The sequence below is a fragment of the Roseibium aggregatum genome (assembly GCF_014692675.1).
Classification (GTDB): domain Bacteria; phylum Pseudomonadota; class Alphaproteobacteria; order Rhizobiales; family Stappiaceae; genus Roseibium; species Roseibium aggregatum_C.
On the sequence record NZ_JABFCZ010000030.1, the window covers coordinates 49,356 to 70,249 of the forward strand.

General features: G+C 62.1%; 23 protein-coding genes. 15 read left to right on the forward strand and 8 right to left on the reverse strand.

What is annotated here, in order from left to right:
* Positions 1–13 precede the first annotated feature (13 nt).
* The 7 genes from HK439_RS22770 to coaA all read left to right on the forward strand — a co-directional run bounded on the left by HK439_RS22770 (position 14) and on the right by coaA (position 4,430).
* Positions 14–508: a DUF2628 domain-containing protein gene (locus HK439_RS22770; protein ID WP_190293783.1), complete on the forward strand. Its 495-nt coding sequence runs from the start codon at positions 14–16 to the stop codon at positions 506–508.
* Positions 505–1,173 (forward strand): imidazole glycerol phosphate synthase subunit HisH, encoded by a 669-nt coding sequence (gene hisH / locus HK439_RS22775; protein WP_190293784.1) that lies wholly within the window; start codon positions 505–507, stop codon positions 1,171–1,173. Before HK439_RS22770 ends, hisH begins: the two co-directional genes overlap by 4 nt.
* A gap of 12 nt (positions 1,174–1,185) precedes the next feature.
* Positions 1,186–1,473, forward strand: a complete 288-nt coding sequence (locus HK439_RS22780) for a DUF1330 domain-containing protein (protein ID WP_190293785.1) — start codon at positions 1,186–1,188, stop codon at positions 1,471–1,473.
* 65 nt (positions 1,474–1,538) lie between these two features.
* A complete protein-coding gene (gene hisA / locus HK439_RS22785; protein ID WP_190293786.1) occupies positions 1,539–2,285 on the forward strand; it encodes a 1-(5-phosphoribosyl)-5-[(5-phosphoribosylamino)methylideneamino]imidazole-4-carboxamide isomerase in 747 nt (248 codons plus the stop codon).
* Complete coding sequence (hisF, locus tag HK439_RS22790; RefSeq protein WP_190293787.1) at positions 2,282–3,061, forward strand: imidazole glycerol phosphate synthase subunit HisF; 780 nt, start codon at positions 2,282–2,284, stop codon at positions 3,059–3,061. Before hisA ends, hisF begins: the two co-directional genes overlap by 4 nt.
* A gap of 35 nt (positions 3,062–3,096) precedes the next feature.
* Complete coding sequence (locus tag HK439_RS22795; RefSeq protein WP_190293788.1) at positions 3,097–3,420, forward strand: phosphoribosyl-ATP diphosphatase; 324 nt, start codon at positions 3,097–3,099, stop codon at positions 3,418–3,420.
* 44 nt (positions 3,421–3,464) lie between these two features.
* A complete protein-coding gene (coaA, locus tag HK439_RS22800; RefSeq protein ID WP_190293789.1) occupies positions 3,465–4,430 on the forward strand; it encodes a type I pantothenate kinase in 966 nt (321 codons plus the stop codon).
* 105 nt (positions 4,431–4,535) lie between these two features.
* Here coaA and HK439_RS22805 read toward each other — a convergent pair whose 3' ends face one another.
* From HK439_RS22805 to HK439_RS22820, 4 genes are all read right to left on the reverse strand, one after another.
* On the reverse strand, positions 4,536–4,928 hold the full coding sequence (locus HK439_RS22805; RefSeq protein ID WP_190293790.1) for a DUF2380 domain-containing protein: 393 nt from the start codon (positions 4,926–4,928) through the stop codon (positions 4,536–4,538).
* A 182-nt stretch (positions 4,929–5,110) separates the two neighbouring features.
* Positions 5,111–6,946 carry a hypothetical protein gene (locus HK439_RS22810; RefSeq protein WP_190293791.1) on the reverse strand — a complete coding sequence of 612 codons (1,836 nt, stop codon included), beginning with the start codon at positions 6,944–6,946 and terminating at the stop codon, positions 5,111–5,113.
* Between the two features lie 99 nt (positions 6,947–7,045).
* Positions 7,046–7,603 carry an ActR/PrrA/RegA family redox response regulator transcription factor gene (locus tag HK439_RS22815; protein WP_190293792.1) on the reverse strand — a complete coding sequence of 186 codons (558 nt, stop codon included), beginning with the start codon at positions 7,601–7,603 and terminating at the stop codon, positions 7,046–7,048.
* An 85-nt stretch (positions 7,604–7,688) separates the two neighbouring features.
* The gene (locus HK439_RS22820; protein WP_190293793.1) at positions 7,689–9,029 is read right to left on the reverse strand and encodes an ActS/PrrB/RegB family redox-sensitive histidine kinase; all 1,341 of its coding nucleotides are present in this window, start codon (positions 9,027–9,029) and stop codon (positions 7,689–7,691) included.
* A 179-nt stretch (positions 9,030–9,208) separates the two neighbouring features.
* On the opposite strand from HK439_RS22820, the gene secB reads away from it, so the two are divergent.
* Positions 9,209–9,706, forward strand: coding sequence for a protein-export chaperone SecB (secB, locus tag HK439_RS22825; protein ID WP_190293794.1), 498 nt, complete (start codon positions 9,209–9,211; stop codon positions 9,704–9,706).
* An 82-nt stretch (positions 9,707–9,788) separates the two neighbouring features.
* On the opposite strand, the gene HK439_RS22830 is transcribed toward secB, so the two are convergent.
* Together HK439_RS22830 and hrcA are read right to left on the reverse strand one after the other, a co-directional pair.
* Positions 9,789–10,592, reverse strand: coding sequence for a HesA/MoeB/ThiF family protein (locus HK439_RS22830; RefSeq protein ID WP_190293795.1), 804 nt, complete (start codon positions 10,590–10,592; stop codon positions 9,789–9,791).
* A 95-nt stretch (positions 10,593–10,687) separates the two neighbouring features.
* Positions 10,688–11,737 (reverse strand): heat-inducible transcriptional repressor HrcA, encoded by a 1,050-nt coding sequence (gene hrcA, locus HK439_RS22835; RefSeq protein ID WP_190293796.1) that lies wholly within the window; start codon positions 11,735–11,737, stop codon positions 10,688–10,690.
* A gap of 191 nt (positions 11,738–11,928) precedes the next feature.
* On the opposite strand from hrcA, the gene rph reads away from it, so the two are divergent.
* The 7 genes from rph to HK439_RS22870 all read left to right on the forward strand — a co-directional run bounded on the left by rph (position 11,929) and on the right by HK439_RS22870 (position 18,729).
* On the forward strand, positions 11,929–12,642 hold the full coding sequence (rph, locus tag HK439_RS22840; protein ID WP_190293797.1) for a ribonuclease PH: 714 nt from the start codon (positions 11,929–11,931) through the stop codon (positions 12,640–12,642).
* A 24-nt stretch (positions 12,643–12,666) separates the two neighbouring features.
* Positions 12,667–13,305, forward strand: a complete 639-nt coding sequence (gene rdgB, locus HK439_RS22845; RefSeq protein WP_190293798.1) for an RdgB/HAM1 family non-canonical purine NTP pyrophosphatase — start codon at positions 12,667–12,669, stop codon at positions 13,303–13,305.
* Positions 13,305–14,486 carry a radical SAM family heme chaperone HemW gene (hemW, locus tag HK439_RS22850; RefSeq protein WP_190293799.1) on the forward strand — a complete coding sequence of 394 codons (1,182 nt, stop codon included), beginning with the start codon at positions 13,305–13,307 and terminating at the stop codon, positions 14,484–14,486. Before rdgB ends, hemW begins: the two co-directional genes overlap by 1 nt.
* Before the next feature lie 239 nt (positions 14,487–14,725).
* Positions 14,726–16,300, forward strand: a complete 1,575-nt coding sequence (gene phaZ, locus HK439_RS22855) for a polyhydroxyalkanoate depolymerase (protein WP_328804222.1) — start codon at positions 14,726–14,728, stop codon at positions 16,298–16,300.
* Between the two features lie 211 nt (positions 16,301–16,511).
* Positions 16,512–17,243: a glycosyltransferase gene (locus HK439_RS22860; protein ID WP_190293800.1), complete on the forward strand. Its 732-nt coding sequence runs from the start codon at positions 16,512–16,514 to the stop codon at positions 17,241–17,243.
* Between the two features lie 205 nt (positions 17,244–17,448).
* The gene (locus HK439_RS22865; protein ID WP_190293801.1) at positions 17,449–17,865 is read left to right on the forward strand and encodes a DUF2852 domain-containing protein; all 417 of its coding nucleotides are present in this window, start codon (positions 17,449–17,451) and stop codon (positions 17,863–17,865) included.
* A gap of 126 nt (positions 17,866–17,991) precedes the next feature.
* Complete coding sequence (locus HK439_RS22870; protein WP_190293802.1) at positions 17,992–18,729, forward strand: M48 family metallopeptidase; 738 nt, start codon at positions 17,992–17,994, stop codon at positions 18,727–18,729.
* A 26-nt stretch (positions 18,730–18,755) separates the two neighbouring features.
* Here the strand turns inward: HK439_RS22870 and cutA are convergent, their stop codons facing one another.
* Positions 18,756–19,070: a divalent-cation tolerance protein CutA gene (gene cutA / locus HK439_RS22875; protein ID WP_190293803.1), complete on the reverse strand. Its 315-nt coding sequence runs from the start codon at positions 19,068–19,070 to the stop codon at positions 18,756–18,758.
* Between the two features lie 22 nt (positions 19,071–19,092).
* Positions 19,093–20,894 (reverse strand): transglycosylase domain-containing protein (locus tag HK439_RS22880; protein WP_190293804.1); only part of this gene is annotated, 1,802 nt, incomplete at its 5' end.

The window sequence follows — 20,894 nt, forward strand, 5'->3', positions numbered from 1 at the left end:
GACGGACCGGCTGATGAGCACTTACATGGTGATGGCGCCGCCGGATGTGAAAGATCCCGCGGCCAGCCCGGAAACGGCGGACCGGCTTGTCTTCATCGCCGACCGCTTTTCCTGGTTCGCCTTCGGCTTTTCCGCGATCTACCTGCTGTGGCACAGGATGTGGCTGGTTCTGCTCGGCTATCTGGTCGTCGCAACCGCCCTGGAACTGTCGGCGGCGATGATCGGGGATGCCGCGCCCGCGGTCGCCACTTTGGCAATCTCGCTGCTGTTTGCCTTCGAGGCCAACGGGTTGCGCCGCTGGACGCTTGAGCGCAAGGGCTGGCGGATGATTTCTGTCGCCTGCGGCGCCGATGTCGAGGAGGCCGAACTGCGGTTCTTCCGCGGTCTGGAACAGGGGACGGCGAAAGCCCCGGCAACGCCGCCGCACCCGACCGCGGCCCCGATCATTCCCCGGATCGGAACCGAACATGTCGTCGGCCTGACACTCGGCCAGGAGACCCGAAGATGAGCATTGCCATTATCGATTACGGCTCGGGGAACCTGCGTTCCGCGGCCAAGGCATTCGAGCGCGCTGCCCGCGATCATGCCCTCAATCCGGATGTCGTGGTCACGGCCGACCCGGACCACGTCCTCAAGGCGGACCGGGTGGTGCTGCCGGGCGTCGGCGCCTTTGCCGACTGCAAGCGCGGCCTTGCGGCAGTAGACGGCATGATCGACGCGCTGGAGGAGGCCGTCAGGGTTCAGGGCAAGCCGTTTTTAGGGATTTGCGTCGGCATGCAGCTGATGGCGGCCCGCGGGCTGGAATTCGAGACCGTGGACGGGCTCGGCTGGATTGCGGGCGATGTCGTCGAGATGACGCCATCCGACCCGTCGCTGAAGATCCCGCACATGGGCTGGAACACAATCAATGTGAGTTCTGGCAACGTACGCCCCGGCGGCCATCCGGTCCTGAAGGACATCGACACCGGACCGGACGGGTTGCACGCCTATTTCGTCCATTCCTATCACTTCGCCTGCGCCCGCGACGAAGACCGCCTGGCCACATTCGACTACGGCGGCACGTTCACGGCGATGGTGGCAAAGGACAACATGGTCGGCACCCAGTTCCACCCGGAAAAGAGCCAGCGGCTCGGGCTGGCGCTGATCGCCAATTTCCTGGACTGGACGCCTTGAGGGGAGGACATCATGGCAAAGGGCTACTGGATTTCCTATGTGACCATCCATAATCCGGAGGAATATCCGGACTATGTCGCCGCGGCCAAGCCGGCCTTCGAGAAATACGGCGCCCGCTTTCTGGTGCGCGGCGGCGACTTTTCCGAAATCGAAGGCACCGTCGGCAATCGCCACGTGGTCATCGAATTCGACAGCAAACAGCAGGCGCTCGACTGCTACAACTCGCCGGAATACCAGGTCGCCGCGAAAATTCGCCAGTCCTGCGCCGACGGCAACCTGGTGATTGTCGAAGGCGCCTGACAAGCCCCGGCAACACGGATCATGGCGGCGCCGACCTGACCGGCGCCGAAGGAACGCAAGAACGAATGACTATTCTTTTCCCGGCCATCGACCTGAAAGACGGTCAGTGCGTGCGCCTGAAGCTGGGCGACATGGAGCAGGCGACCGTCTTCAACGACGACCCCGGCGCCCAGGCAAAGGCCTTCGAGGACCAGGGCTTTGAGTGGCTGCATGTGGTCGACCTGAACGGCGCCTTTGCCGGCGAGAGCCGCAACGGCGACGCGGTCGACGCGATCCTGAAGGCGACGACAAACCCCGTCCAGCTCGGCGGCGGCATCCGGACGCTGGCGCACATCGAAGCCTGGCTTTCAAAAGGCATCACCCGGGTCATTCTGGGCACCGTCGCCGTGCGCGATCCGGAGCTGGTAAAAGAAGCCTGCCGCAGGTTCCCGGGCAAGATTGCCGTCGGCATCGACGCCAAGGGCGGTTACGTGGCCGTTGAGGGCTGGGCGGAAACCTCGGAACTGACGGCGGTCGACCTTGCCAAACGGTTCGAGGACGCCGGTGTCGCGGCGATCATCTACACCGATATCGACCGGGACGGCGTGCTCAAGGGCCTGAACATTCCCTCGACACTGGAGCTCGCCCATGCGGTCTCCATTCCGGTGATCGCTTCCGGAGGCCTGGCCTCGATCGAGGACGTCAAACGGCTGCTTCAACCCGACTGCGCCATTCTGGAAGGCGCCATTTCCGGCCGGGCGCTCTATGACGGGCGTCTCGATCCGAAAGAGGCGATGGACCTGATCCGTGCTGCCCGCAAGGAGGCATCATGACCCTCAAAGCCCGCGTAATTCCCTGTCTCGACGTCAAGGACGGCCGTGTCGTCAAGGGCGTCAACTTTGTCGACCTGATCGATGCCGGCGATCCGGTGGAAGCGGCCAAGGCCTATGATGCGGCCGGGGCCGACGAACTCTGCTTCCTCGACATCACCGCCAGCCACGAGGGCCGGGACACGATCTACGACGTGGTGCGGCGCACGGCGGAGGCCTGCTTCATGCCGGTGACCGTCGGCGGCGGCGTGCGCACGGTGGAAGACATCCGCAAGCTGCTGATTGCCGGCGCCGACAAGGTGTCGATCAACACGGCGGCGGTAAAGAACCCGGATTTCGTGCGCGAGGCGGCGGAAAAGTTCGGCTCCCAGTGCATCGTCGTCTCCATCGACGCCAAGCAGGTGAACGCGGAAGGCGAGCCGGAAAGGTTCGAGATCTTCACCCATGGCGGGCGGACGCCGACCGGGATCGACGCCATCGAATTCGCCAAAAAGGTGGTGCAGCTGGGCGCCGGCGAATTGCTGGTCACCTCCATGGACCGGGACGGCACGAAATCGGGGTATAATATCGCCCTGACCCGGGCGATTGCCGATGCGGTGCCGGTGCCGGTGATCGCGTCGGGCGGCGTCGGCACCCTGGATCATATGGTGGAAGGTATTCGGGACGGACATGCGACCGCCGTCCTGGCCGCCTCTATCTTCCATTTTGGGGAGTACACAATTCATGAAACAAAGGCGTATATGAATGACGCCGGTATCCCCATGCGGCTCGATGCGTGACCGGTCTGCTTTCAAATTCGGAAAAGACTAGACGAATGACGAATTTCACTCTGGCCGATCTCGACGCAATTATTGCTGCACGTGCGAACAGCGACGATGAAAAGTCCTATACGCGCAAACTTGTCGGCAAGGGCGTCGCCAAATGCGCCCAGAAACTCGGGGAAGAAGCGGTCGAAGCGGCGATTGCCGCTGTTCGGGAAGACAAGGGCGAACTGACGGCAGAAGCCGCGGACGTCCTCTATCACCTGCTGGTCGTCCTCAAGGTCGCCGATGTGCCCCTTGAAGACGTGATGGCGGAACTGGCAAGCCGGACCGGGCAGACCGGTCTTGAAGAAAAAGCGTCAAGGCCTCAAGACTAATAGTGAGGCTGGCGGATCTCGGGCAGCACGGACTGCAACTGCACATGGATCAGAAAGTGGCTGCGAATGGAGACATGGACCTGTCTCCCTATCGGGTCTTCACCGAGAAGGAATGGGCACGGCTCAGAGCCGACACGCCCATGACGCTGACGGCTGCCGAAGTGGCCGAGCTTCAGGGCCTGAACGACCCCATGTCCATGGAGCAGGTGGAGAAGATCTACCTGCCGCTGTCGCGCCTCCTGGCCTATTACGCCGAGGCGACCGTCAGCCTGCACCAGGCGACCCAGAACTTTCTGGGCCTGTGGGACCACAAGACGCCGTTCATCATCGGTGTCGCCGGGTCTGTTTCTGTTGGAAAATCAACTACTTCTCGTGTACTACGCGCGCTTCTCGGCCGCTGGCCGGCGAGCCCGAAAGTCGACCTGATCACAACGGACGGCTTTCTCTATCCGAACGCGGTGCTCGAAGCCGAAGGCATCATGCACAAGAAGGGCTTTCCGGAGAGCTTCGACCGGCCGCGTCTTCTGAAATTCCTGTCCGACATCAAGGCCGGCAAGCGCCACGTGCGGGCCCCGGTCTATTCTCACTTCTACTATGACGTCATGCCGGGCCACACGGTCACGGTCGACAATCCGGACATCCTGATCGTGGAAGGCCTGAATGTGCTGCAGACCCGCGAGCTGCCCAAGGACGGGCGCGCGGTTCCGTTCGTGTCGGACTTCTTCGACTTTTCCGTCTATATCGATGCGGACGAAGAGCTTCTGGTGAACTGGTACGTGGAACGCTTCATGCGGCTGAGGGAAACCGCCTTCCGCGATCCCAGCTCCTATTTCCATAAATATTCCCGGATCTCGGACGAGGAAGCGCTGCAGACGGCCCACCAGATCTGGAACGACATCAACCTGGTGAACCTGCGCGAAAACATCCTGCCGACCCGCCCGCGCGCCGACCTGATCCTGACCAAGGATGCCAGCCACCGGATCGCGAAGGTCGCCCTGCGCAAGATCTGAGAACCTCTCATAAAACGGAAGAACCCTGCTTGCCGAATTTAGGAAGTTGGGTGTGAATCGGCACAAAACCAAGCGTACGGTTACCGATATCGCCGCCTGAGAATCTCAAGGCGCCTTGAGATTTCGCACCAAAAATCGTTCGGCCCGTCGCCAGCTCTCATCGTTATCGCCCCGGAAATTGAGTTCCCGCTTCTGCGTAACGGCCCTTTGCGGCACGTCGACGATCTGGACATACATCCGCATGATCAGCGTCGAGGTTTTCACGATCGAAACGAAAAGCGCCTTGTCGGCGCCGGCTGCCGCTGCAGCATCAAGCAGACATTGCGGATCTTCCACAGGGCAGACAGTGGCCACATCCCGGGCCGGGATCATCACGACCTTGCTGTATCGATCTGCCAGATCGTGTTCCAGGGCCTTTTTGATCGCAACAATTCGAGTGTTATGCGCGATGCTCTGATCCGCGACTTCCCCGGATGTATCGAGCATCTTGACGGGCATGACCCCAAGGGTCGTCGCATGTGCGGGAAAGACAAAAACGAGAGCCGCCAATGTCAGCAAAATAATGCGCAACGACAGATCCTCCTGTCTATCGTTACACTTTAGCGCATCTCGCGCAGCTGCACAATCAGCCGTCTCAACCTAAAGTTTAGTCAGGATGTGGCGCGGATATTGCGGAAGCCCTATCTCCTGGCACAGAAGACGTCATTCAATCCCGGGCGGGACCAGGTGGCGTTCTGAGGATCGCCCTTCAGAACCTGCCCCTGCCCGGCATAGTAGAAACCGTTGCCCTGCCTGGCCAGGGTGGCAATCCCATAGCCCATCTCGGCAACGGTTGCGGTCCGTCCGTCCGGCGAGAAGGTCACATGCAGGTCCACCCCTGCCGTGCAGAGATAGTCGGCATCCGTTCCCCCAGCGGTTTGCGGACCGACCGGGTAGTTTCCGCCCGAAGACCCGAATCCGCCACCCACATCGCCGGGCGGGATCGGACCGGGAGGCGCCGATTCATCGGGAAAACCGAAATTGGGGTTCGGCGCCAGCGGCTGCTGCGCACCCTTGATCACCACCTCCCGATACGGCGTTCGGGTGACGTAGATTCCCCGGCATTGACCCGATGCACCGCGCACCATCCACGCGTGCGTGACATAGGTCTGCTGCTCCAGAATCTGGCCGGGTTCCAGACGGGCGTAGGGCCGCTCACCACCCGAATAGTCAATCCAGTTCACTTCGACCGGTTCGCGGCTCAGGTTGCGGAACACGATCTGCCCGGGCCTGACCCCTTCGATGGACCGGATTTGACCAAGTTCGCTGCAGGGCACGTCCGCACCTGCCTCCTCGCCGGTGTTGACGGGGAATCCATTGTCCGAGACGATCTGTTGCGGCGCGCCGCAGGTGGCCACGAACAGCTTCACAGGGTTGGCGCTGCCCTTGAGCGACACCGAATAGGGCGGCACGCCGTCGATCTCGATGCGAATTTCCGATTCCCGGATCAGGGTTTCCCAGAGCGGGTCCGTCATCGGCACCACAGCCTGCGGGAAGGACTGGCCGTACTGGTTGCTGGTCGAAGACCCGACGGCCTCATAGGTCTGGTCGAAACCGCCCGCGCTTACGCGAACCGTCTGATAGGCGCCTTCGCGGGTAATCGACGAGGTCTGGCTGAAGACGATGGTCGCATTGCCCGATTGGGTCTGACAAACCGCGAAGAAGTCGTTGTCGTCGGTTTGCGGCACGCCATGGGTCAGGGTCGTCCGAGCACCGGGCAGGTTTCCGGGTTCCGCGTTCCAGACCCGGTCTTCGGAAGGCGTAATGACGACATCCTGCTGCGTCGAAACAATCGCGGGAACATCGGACGGCGTCTGCGAAAGGTCCGGATTCTGATCCGTCTGCGGCTCGGCGCCCAGTTGCGGAAGATCCTGACCGGTGACACCGTCCTTGGAAAAGGCATCGTTGGATGCCGGTCCCTGGGTTTCCTCCGGCGTCAGCGGTTCGAAGGAATCGGTCTTGCGGCCGGACGCGGTATCGTTGCCGGTGGTTGTTGTCGTGCCCGCACTCGTATCCGTGTTGTAAGCAGGCGTTACCGTTTCGTCGGACTGTTTCGGCGCGTAAACCTGTCCTGCCGTTCCCTCGATCACGCGGGCGCTGCCGGGCTTCCCGTCCGCCGCGACATCCACCGTCAGCGTGTTGCCGGTACAGATGTTGACCTTCCGGTGAAGAACCCGGCTGTTTTCCAGCGTTACCTCGAGTTCGGTTTCGCATGGCGGCGGCGTATCCGCGCTGCCGAGCGTATCCACAATGACGCCCTCATCGTCCCGGTTGATGATCGGCTTGTACCGCTTGCCGAGGGTGATCGAGCGAATGGCAGGTTTCGCCGGCACCACATTGATCCGCATCGTCTCCGACGGTGTTTGCGCATGAAGATGGGTCGCGACCATGGCTGCAAACACAAAGGTTGCCACGCCCAAGGCCGAAGCCAGATTTGAAACCGGGTGGTAAAAGGGGCCGGCAGCCTGCAGCCGCATGGGCAGTCTCCGTGGATCGCCAGATTCAGGACCGATATTGTGCCCGGTACTTAGTCAAAGTGGCGAGGAAAGGGCAAGGACCAATCGAAATTTGCGATTTCAGCGCGGTGCGCGCTTGGCCAGGATGCGCTGCAACGTCCGGCGGTGCATGTTCAGCCGGCGCGCGGTTTCCGAAACATTCCGGTCGCATAGTTCGTAAACACGCTGAATATGCTCCCAACGGACGCGATCCGCGGACATGGGATTTTCAGGCGGCGGCGCCTTTTCCTCGGGCTTGCGACCGAGGGCAGCGGCAATATCGTCCGGATCGGCCGGCTTGGCGAGATAATCGATCGCGCCGAGCTTCACCGCCGTCACCGCCGTTGCGATGTTGCCGTACCCGGTCAGGATGATCGCCCGGGAGTCCGGCCGGCGCTGACGAATGGCTTCGATCACATCCAGGCCGTTGCCGTCTTCAAGGCGCATGTCGACGATTGCAAACGCCGGCGCATGGGCGCCGACCTTGGCGACGGCTTCGCGAACGCCGTCAGCCGTTTCCGTCGTAAATCCGCGTTTTTCCATTGCACGCGCCAGGCGCTGCTGGAATGCCTTGTCGTCGTCGACAATCAGAAGTGTCTTGTCTTCGACGTTTTCCATCCCGAGTGCTGGGTCGGACATAGTAACGATCCCGTTTTTGTTCTTCGCATCTGAGGCGGGACTACGATGTCTTCCCGGACTCCATTTATCGCGAAACCTCTATGTATCAATCTTTATGCCGGGAAAAATCAGGTGCGTCCATATTGTCAAGAGATTCTATCGCACTGCGCGGCCATGTCACACGGATATGGGCACCGTGTTCAGGCGGTGCCCGGTTCTCCACGAACAGCTTCGCGCCCGTGCGTTCCAGCAGCGTTTTTGCGATAAAAAATCCGAGCCCGAGCCCGCCGCCGGTCGACCGGCGCCCGGGGATCATGCTGCGGACCGACACGTAAGGGTCGCCGATCTTTGTCAGGACTTCCGGTGCGAAACCCGGTCCGTCATCCCGGATCGAAATGCTGACCGCGCGCGCATCCCAGGTGGCGGAAAGTTCCACGCTCTTTTCGGCAAAATCGATGGCGTTTTCAACGATATTGCCCAATCCGTAGCGAATGGCCGAATTGCGCGACCCGATCGGCTCGGGCCCGTCGCCGGCCACTTTCACCGAAATCTCAGCGCCAAACCCGCGCAAGGGCTCCGCAACCTCCTCCATCAGTTGCGACACCGGCATGCGCTGGAAGGTCCGGTCCTCGTCGCTGGAGAGCGATTTGAGCTTCTGCAGAATTTCCCGGCAGCGCTCGGATTGGGACCGGATAAGGGCGATATCCTCGGCATAGTCGCCGTCCTCCGGGAGCTCGTCGGCGAGTTCCTTGGCGACGAGATAGATGGTCGCAAGCGGCGTTCCGAGTTCATGGGCGGCAGCGGTCGCCAGACCGTCCAGGGCGCTCAGGTGCTGTTCCCGGGCCATGACCAGCTCCGTCGCGGTCAGGGCATCTGCAAGCTGGCGGGCTTCCTCGGCCACCCGGAAGGCATAGGTCGCCATGAACCCCAGCGAAAGGACGAGCGCCACCCAGACACCCAGGGAATAGACGAAAGGCAGCTTGAATTCCTCAGGCCCCGGCCAGGGAAGCGGAAAGTGGAACACGGCAAGGAGGCTGGCGCAGAGTGTCGCGAGCACGCCGAGCTTGATCGTGTTGAACGCCGAAAGCCCCGTTGCCGACACCATGACCGGCGCAAGCAGCAGGAACGCGAACGGATTGCCGAGCCCGCCGGTCAGGAACAGGAGGCCGCTCATCTGCAGGACGTCATAGGCAAGCTGGAAGGCGGCCGCCCCTTCCGATACCCGCAAGGGCGCCGGGTAGTAGATCTTCAAAAAGACATTCAGCCAGGCCGACAGCGCCACCAGAAAAAAGGCAACACCGATCGGCAACGGATAGCCGAGACCGATATTGACCACCAGAAGTGCCGCGGTCTGCCCGCCGACAGCGAGCCAGCGCAGGCGGACCAGCGTATCGAGCTTCAAACGGCGGTGCGGAAGGGGCGCGGCGGTGTCGAACAATTCTGGCATGGCTTCCCCTTTTGAAGCGCTTTCCCGCATCTGGCAAGATCGATACCCTTGTGTGACGCGGCCCTAAGTGATAGCCACCCCGAAAAAGAAGCTGCGCGGCGCCCGCGGGCCGCCAGCCGGGTGTTCCGATGTTTGGCACCTGTCAGTCCGACCAGCACCGCGAAACGGAATGAGACAAGATGACCGATACGAATGATGCGGGCACACAGCCGCAGCCGGAAAACGCACAAGCCGCTGCCCCGGGCATGAATATCCTTGGCCAGTACATCAAGGATCTCTCGTTCGAAAACCCGAATGCGCCCATGTCGCTCCAGCAGGGCGAACAGCCGAAGCTCGACATCAACGTGAATGTCAATGCCGCTCCGCTCGGCGAAGACCAGTTCGAAGTGATCCTGACGCTGAGCACCAAGGCCGAGCGCCCCGACATGGTCATGTTTGCCGTCGAACTCGTCTATGCGGGCGTTTTCCGCATCACCGGCGTGCCGCAGGAACACATGCATCCGTTCGTGATGATCGAGTGCCCGCGCATGCTGTTCCCGTTCGCGCGCAGCATCCTGGCCGATGCCACCCGCAACGGCGGTTTCCCGCCGCTGCTGCTCGATCCGATCGATTTCGCCCAGCTTTACCGGCAGAACATGGCCCAGCAGGCGGCCGCCCAGCAGGAAAAGCCGAACTGAGCCGCCAAGCCGGTTCAACAGGCCGTTCAAACTGCCAGACTTTCAGAAACCGCGGTGCCGACCGGCGTCGCGGTTTTTTATTTCAGGCGTCTTCCAGCAAATCCGCCCAGGTTTTCGGATTGTCGCCGTGGAGCGGGTTTTTCGGCGAGCGCCTGTAACGGACGGTTTCCATCCGGAACGAGCGCGCATCGAACATCATCAGCCGGCCGACCAGACTTTCGCCGACACCCGTGATCTCCTTGATCACTTCCATCGCCTGCATGGTGCCGATGATGCCCGTCAGGGCGCCGAGCACACCGGCCTCCGCGCAGGTCGGCAGCAGCCCCTCGCGCGGCTTTTCCGGAAACAGGCACCGGTAGGACGGGTTTTGATTGCCCTCCGCATCTGTCTCGAACGGACGCAGGGTCGTGATCGAGCCGTCGAACTGGCCGACGGCGGCCGTGACCAGCGGCTTTTTGGCAAAAAAGCAGGCGTCCGACACCAGGTAGCGGGTGATGAAATTGTCCGACCCGTCGGCGACGATGTCGTATTCGGAGACAAGAGCCATGGCGTTGTGGCCGGCGATCCGCGTCGGATAGGGCTCGACCTTCACATTCGGGTTGAGCCTTGCGATCGCTTCCGCAGCACTCGCCACCTTCGGTTCGCCGAGCTGATCGGTGTCGTGGATCACCTGGCGCTGCAGATTGGACAGCGAAACCGTGTCGTCGTCGACGATGCCGAGGGTTCCGACACCGGCGGCCGCCAGATACTGCAAGAGCGGCGCGCCGAGGCCGCCTGCGCCGATCACAAGGACACGGGCGTTCTTCAGCTTCTGCTGGCCCGGGCCGCCGATCTCCCGCATCACGATGTGGCGGGCATAGCGTTCCAGTTCGGCAGGTGTCAGCATGTATTCTTTCCAGATCAATCAACTTGGCGGCGGATCCCTATCATATCGGGTCGCCGGCCGCCTTGTGCAAACGGGCCATTCCGCCCCGGATATGGCTACCCCAGGATCCGGCTGACCAGCTTGGCGGTGTAGTCCACCATCGGGATCACCCGGGCATAGTTGAGCCGCGTCGGGCCGATGACGCCGAGAACGCCGACAATGCGCTGGTCCCGGTCGCGATAAGGCGATACCACCAGCGAGGAACCGGACAGGGAAAACAGGTTGTTTTCCGAGCCGATGAAAATCCGCACCCCGTCGCCCTTTTCGGCAAGACCCAGAAGCTGGATCAGGTCGCGCTTGTTTTCCAGGTCGTCGAACAGGAGCCGGATGCGCTCCAGATCTTCCGCAGCCTCCAGATCGGTCAGCAGATTGGACCGGCCGCGCACGATCAGGGTGCCCGGGTCGTCCATTCCGGCGCCACTCCACAGGGCGAGGCCCGCGTCCACCACCTTGCGGCTCAGGAGGTCGAGTTCGGCCTGATCGGCTTCCCGGACCTTTTCCAGTTCCTTGCGCACTTCGCTCAGCGTGCGACCCTGGAGATGGGCGTTCAGATAATTGGTCGCCTCCACCAGGGCCGAGGACGGCAGGCCTTCGGGCAGATCGATGATCCGGTTTTCAACCGACCCGTCCTCGCCGACGAGAACGGCCAGGGCCTTGAGCGGCTCGATCCGGACGAACTCGATGTGCTTCATGCGCATGTCGGTCTTGTGGGTCAGGACAACGCCCGCGCCGCACGACAGGCCCGACAGCAACTGGCTCGCTTCGGTCAGCACCTGTTCGGTGGAATTGAAGTTCTGCGTCGCGCGCACCTGAACGTCGATCCGCTGGCGCTCCTCCTGGCTGAGGTCGCCGACTTCCAGAAGCGCATCGATGAAGAAGCGCAGGCCGATTTCGGTCGGCAGGCGGCCGGCGCTGGTGTGCGGCGAATGCAAGAGGCCCATATGCTCCAGGTCCGCCATGACGTTGCGAACCGAAGCGGGCGACAAGGACATGGACAGGTTGCGCGACACATTGCGCGAACCCACCGGCTCACCGGTCTGAAGATAGGTCTCCACGATCGACCGGAAGATTTCGCGGGACCGTTTGTTAAGATCGCTCAGGCTCAAGGCCGTACTCTCCGTTGCTGCGCCCGCCGGACCCGTTTTACCGGTCCATGCGGCGTTCCTGGTAAAGATATAGGCGCAAAATGGGTCCGTTGCACAAGCAGGACTTTACCTGTCTTGGCCTGAGGGTCTACAAGGCGCGCAAGAGACCGGGGCGTTCCGCTTCGAAACCTGCAAATGACGAGAGGTCCTTGATGCGTCCGTCCAAACGTGCTGCCGATGAACTGCGTGCCGTCACGCTCGAGCGCGGCGTTTCCAAACATGCCGAAGGTTCCTGCCTGGTGAAGTTCGGCGATACCCATGTGCTTTGCACCGCAAGCCTGGAAGAGCGCGTCCCGCCGTGGCTGCGCGGCCAGCAGCGCGGCTGGGTGACGGCCGAATACGGCATGCTGCCCCGGGCCACCGGCGACCGCATGCGCCGCGAGGCCAGTGCGGGCAAGCAATCCGGCCGCACCCAGGAGATCCAGCGCCTGATCGGCCGGTCCCTGCGCGCCGTTGTCGATCTGGAAGCGCTTGGCGAATGCCAGATCACCGTCGACTGCGACGTCATCCAGGCGGACGGCGGCACCCGGACGGCAGGCATCACGGGAGCCTGGGTCGCACTGCGCGACTGCATCGAGTGGATGAAGGCCCGCGACATGGTGAAGAAGGACGTCCTGAAGGACCACATCGCGGCCATTTCCTGCGGCATCTACGAAGGCACGCCGGTCCTCGATCTCGACTACGCGGAAGACAGCACGGCGGAAACCGATGCCAATTTCGTCATGACCGGGTCGGGCGGCATCGTCGAAATCCAGGGCACCGCGGAAGGGGCTCCCTTCTCCGAAGAGGAATTCGGCCAGCTTCTGGGGCTCGCCAAGATGGGCGTCAACCGCCTGATCGACCTGCAGAAAATGGCAATCCTCTAAGGACCGCCCTCTAAGGACCAATTGATGTCTCACCGCAAACTCGAGCCCGGCCGGCTGGTGGTGGCCAGCCATAACAAGGGCAAGATCCGCGAGATCAACGAACTTCTCGCTCCCTATGGGTTCGACGTGGTGTCCGCCGGAGACCTCGATCTGCCGGAACCGGAAGAAACCGGGCTGACCTTCGAGGCGAACGCGGAACTGAAGGCGGTTGCCGCCGCCACCGCCTCCGGCCTGCCGTCCCTTGCCGACGACAGCGGCTTTTGCGCCGAAGCGCTCGGCGGCGATCCCGGGATTTATTCCGCACGCTGGGCAGGTCCGGACAAGGACTTCACCATGGCCATGCGCAATGTCGAGGAACTGCTGCAGCAGAAGGGCGCAACCACGCCGGACAGGCGGCGCGGGTCCTTCGTTGCCGTCCTGTGCCTTGCCTGGCCGGACGGGCACCGGGAGTTTTTCCGCGGCGAGGTGGAGGGCCAGATCGTATGGCCGCCACGCGGCGAGAAAGGCTTCGGCTACGATCCGATCTTCCAGCCGGACGGTCATGAACGGACCTTCGGGGAAATGACCTCGGAGGAAAAGCACGGCTGGTCGCGGGAAACCCAGGCCCTCTCGCACAGGGCGCGTGCGTTTCAGCTGTTCTCCAAAGCCTGCCTGGAGACTTGATGCCGCAATCGTCGAATAACCTGCAGGCCAAAGCGCCCGATGGCGGGTTCGGGATCTATGTCCACTGGCCGTTTTGCGCAGCCAAATGTCCCTATTGCGATTTCAACTCCCACGTCCGCCATCATGCGATCGACCAGGACCGCTATGTCCGGGCGTTCCAGCGGGAACTTGCCCATTTCGCGGAGATGACCGGCAACCGGACGGTGGATTCGATCTTCTTCGGCGGCGGCACCCCTTCCCTCATGGAACCGGCCACCGTCGGGCGGATTCTGGACAGCATTGCCGGTCACTGGTCCATGGACGCCAATGCCGAGATTTCCATGGAGGCCAATCCGTCGAGCGTGGAGGCGGATCGATTCAGGGGCTACCGCAGCGCCGGGGTGAACCGCATGTCGCTCGGCGTTCAGTCCCTGCATGACAGGGACCTGAAGCTTCTGGGCCGCCTGCACGATGCCGAAACGGCGCTCAAGGCCATCGACACGGCGCGCTCGACCTTTCCGCGCCTGTCCTTCGACCTGATCTACGCCCGCCCGGACCAGACCCTTGACAGCTGGCGGCAGGAGCTGGAACAGGCGATTGCGCTGGCCGCCGATCACCTGTCGCTTTACCAGCTGACCATCGAGGAAGGCACGCCGTTCTTCGCCCTTCACCAGGCCGGCAAGCTGAAGGTCCCCGATGCGGATTTCGGCGCCGAATTCTATGCCCTGACCCAGCAGGTCACCGAGGCCCACGGGCTTCCGGCCTATGAGGTTTCCAACCATGCAAAACCGGGGGCCGAGTGCCGGCACAACCTGGTCTACTGGCGCTACGGCGACTATGTGGGCGTCGGCCCCGGCGCCCATGGCCGGATTTCGGTCGGAGCGACAAAACGGGCGACGGCCATCGAACGCTATCCCGAAACCTGGCTTGAAAACGTGGACACCCACGGCCACGGCATGGTCGAAAACACGGGCCTGAGCGAGGAAGAACTGGGCGACGAATACCTGCTGATGGGGCTGCGGCTTCTGGAAGGGGTGGATCTGGCGCGGTACGAGGCTCTGGCGCACAGATCCGTCGATCCGAAGCGGCTTTCCGACCTTCTGGAACACGGAATGGTGGAACGTCTGGGGGATAACCGGGTGCGAGCCACACGCGAAGGGTTTTTTGTCCTCGACGCGGTCGTGGCCGATCTCGCCGCTTAACAGCTTGTTATCCGGGTCGGATGTATCTGATAGCAGGCTGTTTTTTCATGGCTTATTCCGCTTCTGCACCGCAGTGCGGCAGGACCTTCCGTATCTGACAAGGGCTAAAGCCTTGTTTATACGCCAAAAGTCGTAGAACTTTACGGTATTGATAGGTCCGGCTGCTTCGTCCTATTCTGTTGCGATGCAAAAGCGGCGCCGGCGTCCAACGGACAGGGCGGGCAAGCAAGGAGACGCAGGTGTCTTATTATCAGCTTTACGAGATGAACCATGCAGTGATGGGGCCCGTGCGCGCGGCCGCTGATATGACACGGCTCTATTTCCAGAACCCACTCAATCCGCTCACCCATACGCAAATCGGCAAATCGGTCGCCGCCGGGTGCGAAGTTCTGGAACGCATGACGCGGCGCTACGGCAAACCGGAATTCGGACTTACCGAAACCACCGTTAGCGGTGTCCGCGTGCCGGTGCGCGAAAACGTCGTCTGGAAACGGCCCTTTTGCGACCTGATCCATTTCGAGCGCGCAACTTCCGCCCGCCCGAATGATCCGAAGATCCTGATCGTCGCGCCGATGTCCGGCCACTACGCGACGCTGTTGCGGGGAACGGTGGAAACCCTGCTGCCGAGTGCGGAGGTGTTCATCACCGACTGGATCGATGCCCGCATGGTTTCCGTCCAGGAAGGCGACTTCGATCTGGACGACTACATCGACTATATCATTTCCATGCTGCACTTCCTGGGCCCCGACACCCATATACTGGGCGTCTGCCAGCCGTCGGTGCCGGTGCTGGCCGCCGTTGCCGTGATGGAAGGCCGCGATGACCCTTATGTGCCGTCGACCATGACCCTGATGGGCGGTCCGATCGACACCCGCGTCGCACCGACGGCGGTCAACGATCTGGCCATGTCCAAGGGGATCGACTGGTTCAGGAACAATGTCATCATGACCGTTCCCTTCCCGCATCCGGGGTTCATGCGCAAGGTCTATCCCGGCTTCCTGCAGCTCACCGGTTTCATGAGCATGAACCTGGACCGGCACATGACGGCGCACCGCGACTTCTTCCAGCATCTGGTGGACGGCGACGGCGACAATGCCGAAAAGCACCGCGATTTCTATGACGAGTACCTGGCGGTCATGGACCTGACGGCGGAATTCTATCTTCAGACCGTGGAAACCGTGTTCATCGATCACTCCCTGCCCATGGGCACGATGATGCATGGCTCGACCCCGGTCGATTGCTCCAAGATCCGCCGCACGGCGCTCCTGACCGTGGAAGGCGAGAAGGACGACATCACCGGCCGCGGCCAGACCAGGGCCGCGCACGCCCTTTGCACCAGCCTGCCCGACGATATGAAGGCCCATTACGAACAGCCGCGCGTCGGCCACTACGGCGTCTTCAACGGCTCGCGCTGGCGGGCCGAGATCGCGCCGCGGGTTCTCGACTTCATCCGCTCCAACCGGGGCGGGGACATGAAACAGGCAAGCAAGCCGGCTCAGGTAAAACCGGTTCAGGCAAAGTCTGCTCCGGCGAAGTCCGCTCCGAAGAAAAAGCCTGCTGCCAAGGCCGACGACCTCAAGGCGATTCTGCTGTCCAAACCGGACGGCGTCGCCGACGATCTGAAGGCAATCACCGGTGTCGGTCCGAAGCTGGAATCCGCGCTTAACGAGGCCGGTATCTTCCATTACTGGCAGATCGCCAGCCTCACCGACAAGCAGATCGAATCCCTCGACGCCAAGCTGGATTTCCGGGGCCGCATTGCCCGCGACAACTGGATCGAGCAGGCCCGGAAGCTGTCTGAAACCGTCGGCTGAAGCCCCTCAAATTCTTCAGCATATCTGATCGATTGAGCCCGATTTCGGCCGGAATCCTTCCGTCCGGAACGGGTGGGTGCGTGCGCGGTTTCCGCTGCGTTTCTTTTTCCCTGTGGCGTTTCGACCTAGTCCGGACAACTTCGTAGCCGGATTGATCTAGATCAAGGCCGCGAACGCCTCCAAACCACAAGCAGGGTGCGGAGGTGACGTTATGATCAATATATTCATCGGTTACGATCCACGCGAAGCTATTGCTTACCATGTCTGTTCAAACAGCCTCGTGCGGCACTCAAGCGAAGTCCTTGCCATCACGCCATTGGCGCTGAAGAATCTCGAGAGCTATCAGGAGACCCACAGCGACGGGTCCAACCAGTTCATCTACAGCCGGTTCCTGCTGCCCCATCTCATGAATTATTCCGGATGGGCGCTGTTCATGGACGGCGACATGCTGCTGCGCGACGATGTCGCCAAGCTTTGGGCGCTTCGGGATGACTCAAAGGCCGTGATGTGCGTCCATCACGACTACAAGACCAAGGCGACGACCAAATATCTCGGCTCGACGAATGCCAACTATCCGCGCAAGAACTGGTCGAGCGTGGTCTTGTGGAACTGCGGCCATCCGGCCAACAGGGTCGTCACCCCGGAATTCGTCATGAAGTCGACCGGCGCGCAGCTGCACCGGTTTACCTGGCTGGACGACGATCTTGTCGGCGAAATTCCGAAAGTCTGGAACTGGTTGCCGGATGAATTCGGTCCCAACCCGGAGGCCAAGCTCCTGCACTGGACCCTGGGCACGCCGTGCTTCCATGAATATGCGACAGCGCCCATGGCGAGCGAATGGCACCGGGAAAAATTCCTGAGCGATTTCAGCCTGCAGCGGGTCATCGACGGTCCGTTCGAGGACGAGATCGCCACACCCGCGGCCAGCGTGGCAGCCGAATAACCGGCGACAGACAGCCTTAGAGCGAGTCGCCTTTAACAAATACGCCGTTCCTGCCGGACCTCCCGCAGGGGCGGCTTTTGTTTGCCGATCTCATTTTCCGGGAGAAATCCGGCACCCGGCCCCGATCACATTTCGGCACGTTTCCTTGAATGCCTGGCCAACGCCCCCCACCTGTACCGGGTGGATGTCAACCATGGATAGGACAATGACGACTGCAAACTGTTCGATCAAACCTGCCTGGACCCCGGTGACCATCGGCCTGATGGTGCTGGGTTTCGTGGTCTTCTGGCCGCTTGGCCTTGCCATGCTGGCCTATATCCTGTGGGGCGACCGGTTCCACGGAATGGCACGGGATGCGCGTGACCAGTGGCGGGCAAGCCCCTTCAAAGGAGCAATGGATAACATGGCACAGGGAACGGCCTACGGCCGGACCGGTAACGTGGCGTTCGACGATTACCGCGAACGTGAACTGAAGCGGCTGGAAGAAGAACGCGCGAAGCTCGACGCCATGCGTGCGGAATTCGACGACTTCCTGCGCGAACTGCGCCGCGCCCGCGACCAGGAAGAGTTCGACCGGTTCATGGCGAACCGCGGACGGACCCCGGGCGCCGATCCCGCCTGAAGGGCCTGACCCTTCCCGACACTGACCGAGAGCGGCGCCCCAAAGCGCCGCTTTCGTCCGTTTAAGAGCCGCGCTAATCTTCCCGAAACAGTCGATTCGTCCCTTTCATCGAGACCCCGGACCCCAATGCTGCTGCGCGCGTGCAAGAGACCCCTGCCGGACCATATCGAACTTCAGGCTGACGGCATGCCGTTGCGCATCCGGCTGAGGGCGGACCCGCGCGCCAGGCGTTATCTGCTGCGCCTGCCGTCCGATTACTCCGGCCCGATCCTGACCGTGCCGCGCGGCGGCGATCTTGAGCGGGCCGAACGGTTCGCCCGGCAGCATATCGGCTGGCTGCTGGAACGGATGGATGCCCGGCCGGATCATGTGCCGCTGCTGCCGGGAAACATCATCCCCTTGCGCGGACAGGATCATCGCATCGTCCCGACCGGAAAGCTCCGCGGACTGGTCGAGCCGGTCCGGATGGACGACGGTCATCCGGAACTCCTGGTGCCGGGTGCGGAAGAGCACATGCCGCGCAAACTGACCACATGGCTGAAAGGCCAGGCGAAGGCGGACCTGAGCGCTGCGGTCACCCTTCACGCGGCAAAAATCGGCAAGCCGGTCAAGGCGATCTCCATCCGGGACACGAAAAGCCGCTGGGGGTCGTGTGCGTCGAACGGCAGTCTGTCCTTTTCCTGGCGGCTTATTCTGGCGCCGCCGGAAATTCTCGACTATGTCGCCGCCCATGAAGTGGCGCACCTGCGGGAGATGAACCATTCCGCCCGCTTCTGGCGGATTTGCGAAGAGCTCGCCCCCCATACAAGGCAGGCCCGCGCGTGGCTGAAGGAAAACGGCCAGAGGCTGCACGGATACGGATAGAAACTTCTCTGTAAACCGGTCGGCTCTCAGGATGTCTCCGCCAGCACCCAGTCCCGGTAATCCGCATTCACGAATTCCACCGGAACACCCAGAATGCTCGGGGTTTCATAGGGGTGAATGGAACGCACGGCCTCGACGATCTTGTCGAAGAGGTCTTCCCGCGTCTTCACCACCAACGGGATTTCCGGCTCGAATTCGATATTCCCTTTCCATCGGTAGCTGCTTTCGACCGGCTGGTGCTTGTTGGCGCAGGCCGCCAGCCGCAAGTCGATCAGGGATTCGGCGATGCTGTCCGCCGTTTCATCGTCCGGGCAGTTGATCCAGATTTCCAGAACGCGCATGCGGATCCTCGGTTCGATCGGGTTAGCCGCCGAAAAGCGACTTGAGCAGATTGAGCGGCCCGCGCGGACGCCTGTCGTCCTCGGCGGATCTGCCGTTTTCGCCCACGTTGCCGGGTGGAAGAGGCGCCCCCGCCTTGGCCACCGGGGTTGCCACACTGAGGGCCGGATCGGGAACACCGGGAAGGCTTGCGACCGGCAGGCCTTCATGTTCCTTTTCCATGGTGTTTTTCCAGATCAGGGCCGGCAGGGACCCGCCGGTGGCCTTCTTGGTCGGCGAATTGTCGTCGTTTCCGAGCCAGACCGCGGTGGTGAGGTTGCCGGTGTAACCGATAAACCAGCCGTCGCGGAAATCCTGGCTCGTGCCGGTCTTGCCGCCGGCGGGACGGTTGTCCGGAAGCTGGGCCTTCTTGCCGGTTCCCGTCAAAAGGGTTTCCGACATCATCGCGTTCATCTGACGGACGTATTGCCGGTCGACGACCCGTCCGGGCCCGTCGCCTTTGCGCGAATAAAGCAGTTTACCGTCGACGGTCTTGATCCGGCGGATGATGTGCGGCAGCACGCCGTAGCCGCCATTGGAGAAGGGCACATAGGCGCCGGCGATCTCCAGCGGCGTGACTTCGGATGTCCCAAGCGCAATCGACAGATTGGGGTTCAGATCAGACGTGATACCGAGCCTTTTGGCGGTCTTGGCGACATTTTTCGGCCCGACCTCATAGGTCAGGCGGGCGGCCACAGTGTTGAGCGACATGGCAAGCGCCTGGGTCAGGGTGACCGGGCCATAGTATTTCTTGGTGTAGTTCTGGGGCGTCCAGTCCTTGAAGCGGATCGGCTGATCCTGGCGGACTGTGTCCGGGGTCATGCCGGATTCCAGGGCGGTCAGATAGACGAACGGCTTGAACGCCGACCCGGGCTGGCGCTTGGCATAGACGGCGCGGTTGTACTGGCTCCTGGCATAATCCGCGCCGCCGACCATGGCGCGGATCGCGCCTGCGGTGTCGAGCGTGACCACGGCGCCCTGGGAGACACCGTATTTGGTCCGGTTTTCCGAAATGGCCGTGCGCAAGGCGTTCTCGGCAGCGTGCTGCATGTTCAGATCGATGGTGGTGTCGACGATGATATCGCCGTCGAAGGAGCCAACGTAGTGGGGCAGCATGTCCATGACATAGTCGGCCGCGAAGTTCTCGCTGGCCGTTACATGACGGCGGACGGCGGTTGCCGGAGCCGCAAGCGCGCTCGCGGCTTCCTTGTCGGTGATGTAGCCTTCCTGGTTCATGGCCGTCAGCACGAGCTGGGCACGGGCTTCGGCCAGATCCGGGTTGCGGGTCGGGGAATAGCGCGACGGCGCCTTCAGGAGGCCGGCCAGCGTCGCGGCTTCGGCGATGGTCAGGAGGCGTGCGGATTTTCCGAAGTAGCGCCGGGTGGCCGCATCGATGCCATAGGCGCCGGACCCGTAATAGACCCGGTTCAGGTACATCTCCATGATCTCGTCCTTGGAGAATTTCGCCTCCAGCCAGATGGAAAGCACCAGCTCCTGCACCTTGCGCTTCAGGGTCCGGTCCGGCTCCAGAAACAGGTTCTTGGCAAGCTGCTGGGTCAGCGTGGAGCCGCCCTGGACCAGATTGCCCGACGTCAGGTTCACATAGACCGCCCGGACGAGCCCGAGCGGATCGAGGCCGAAATGGGAGCGGAAACGGCGGTCCTCGATGGCAATGACCGCGTTCGGCACATAGGGCGGCAGTTGCTCCAGACGAACGGCTTCGCCGCCGGTGTCGCCCCGGTTGGCGATCAGCGCGCCGCTGGCGGAGACGATCTTCACGTTGGGCG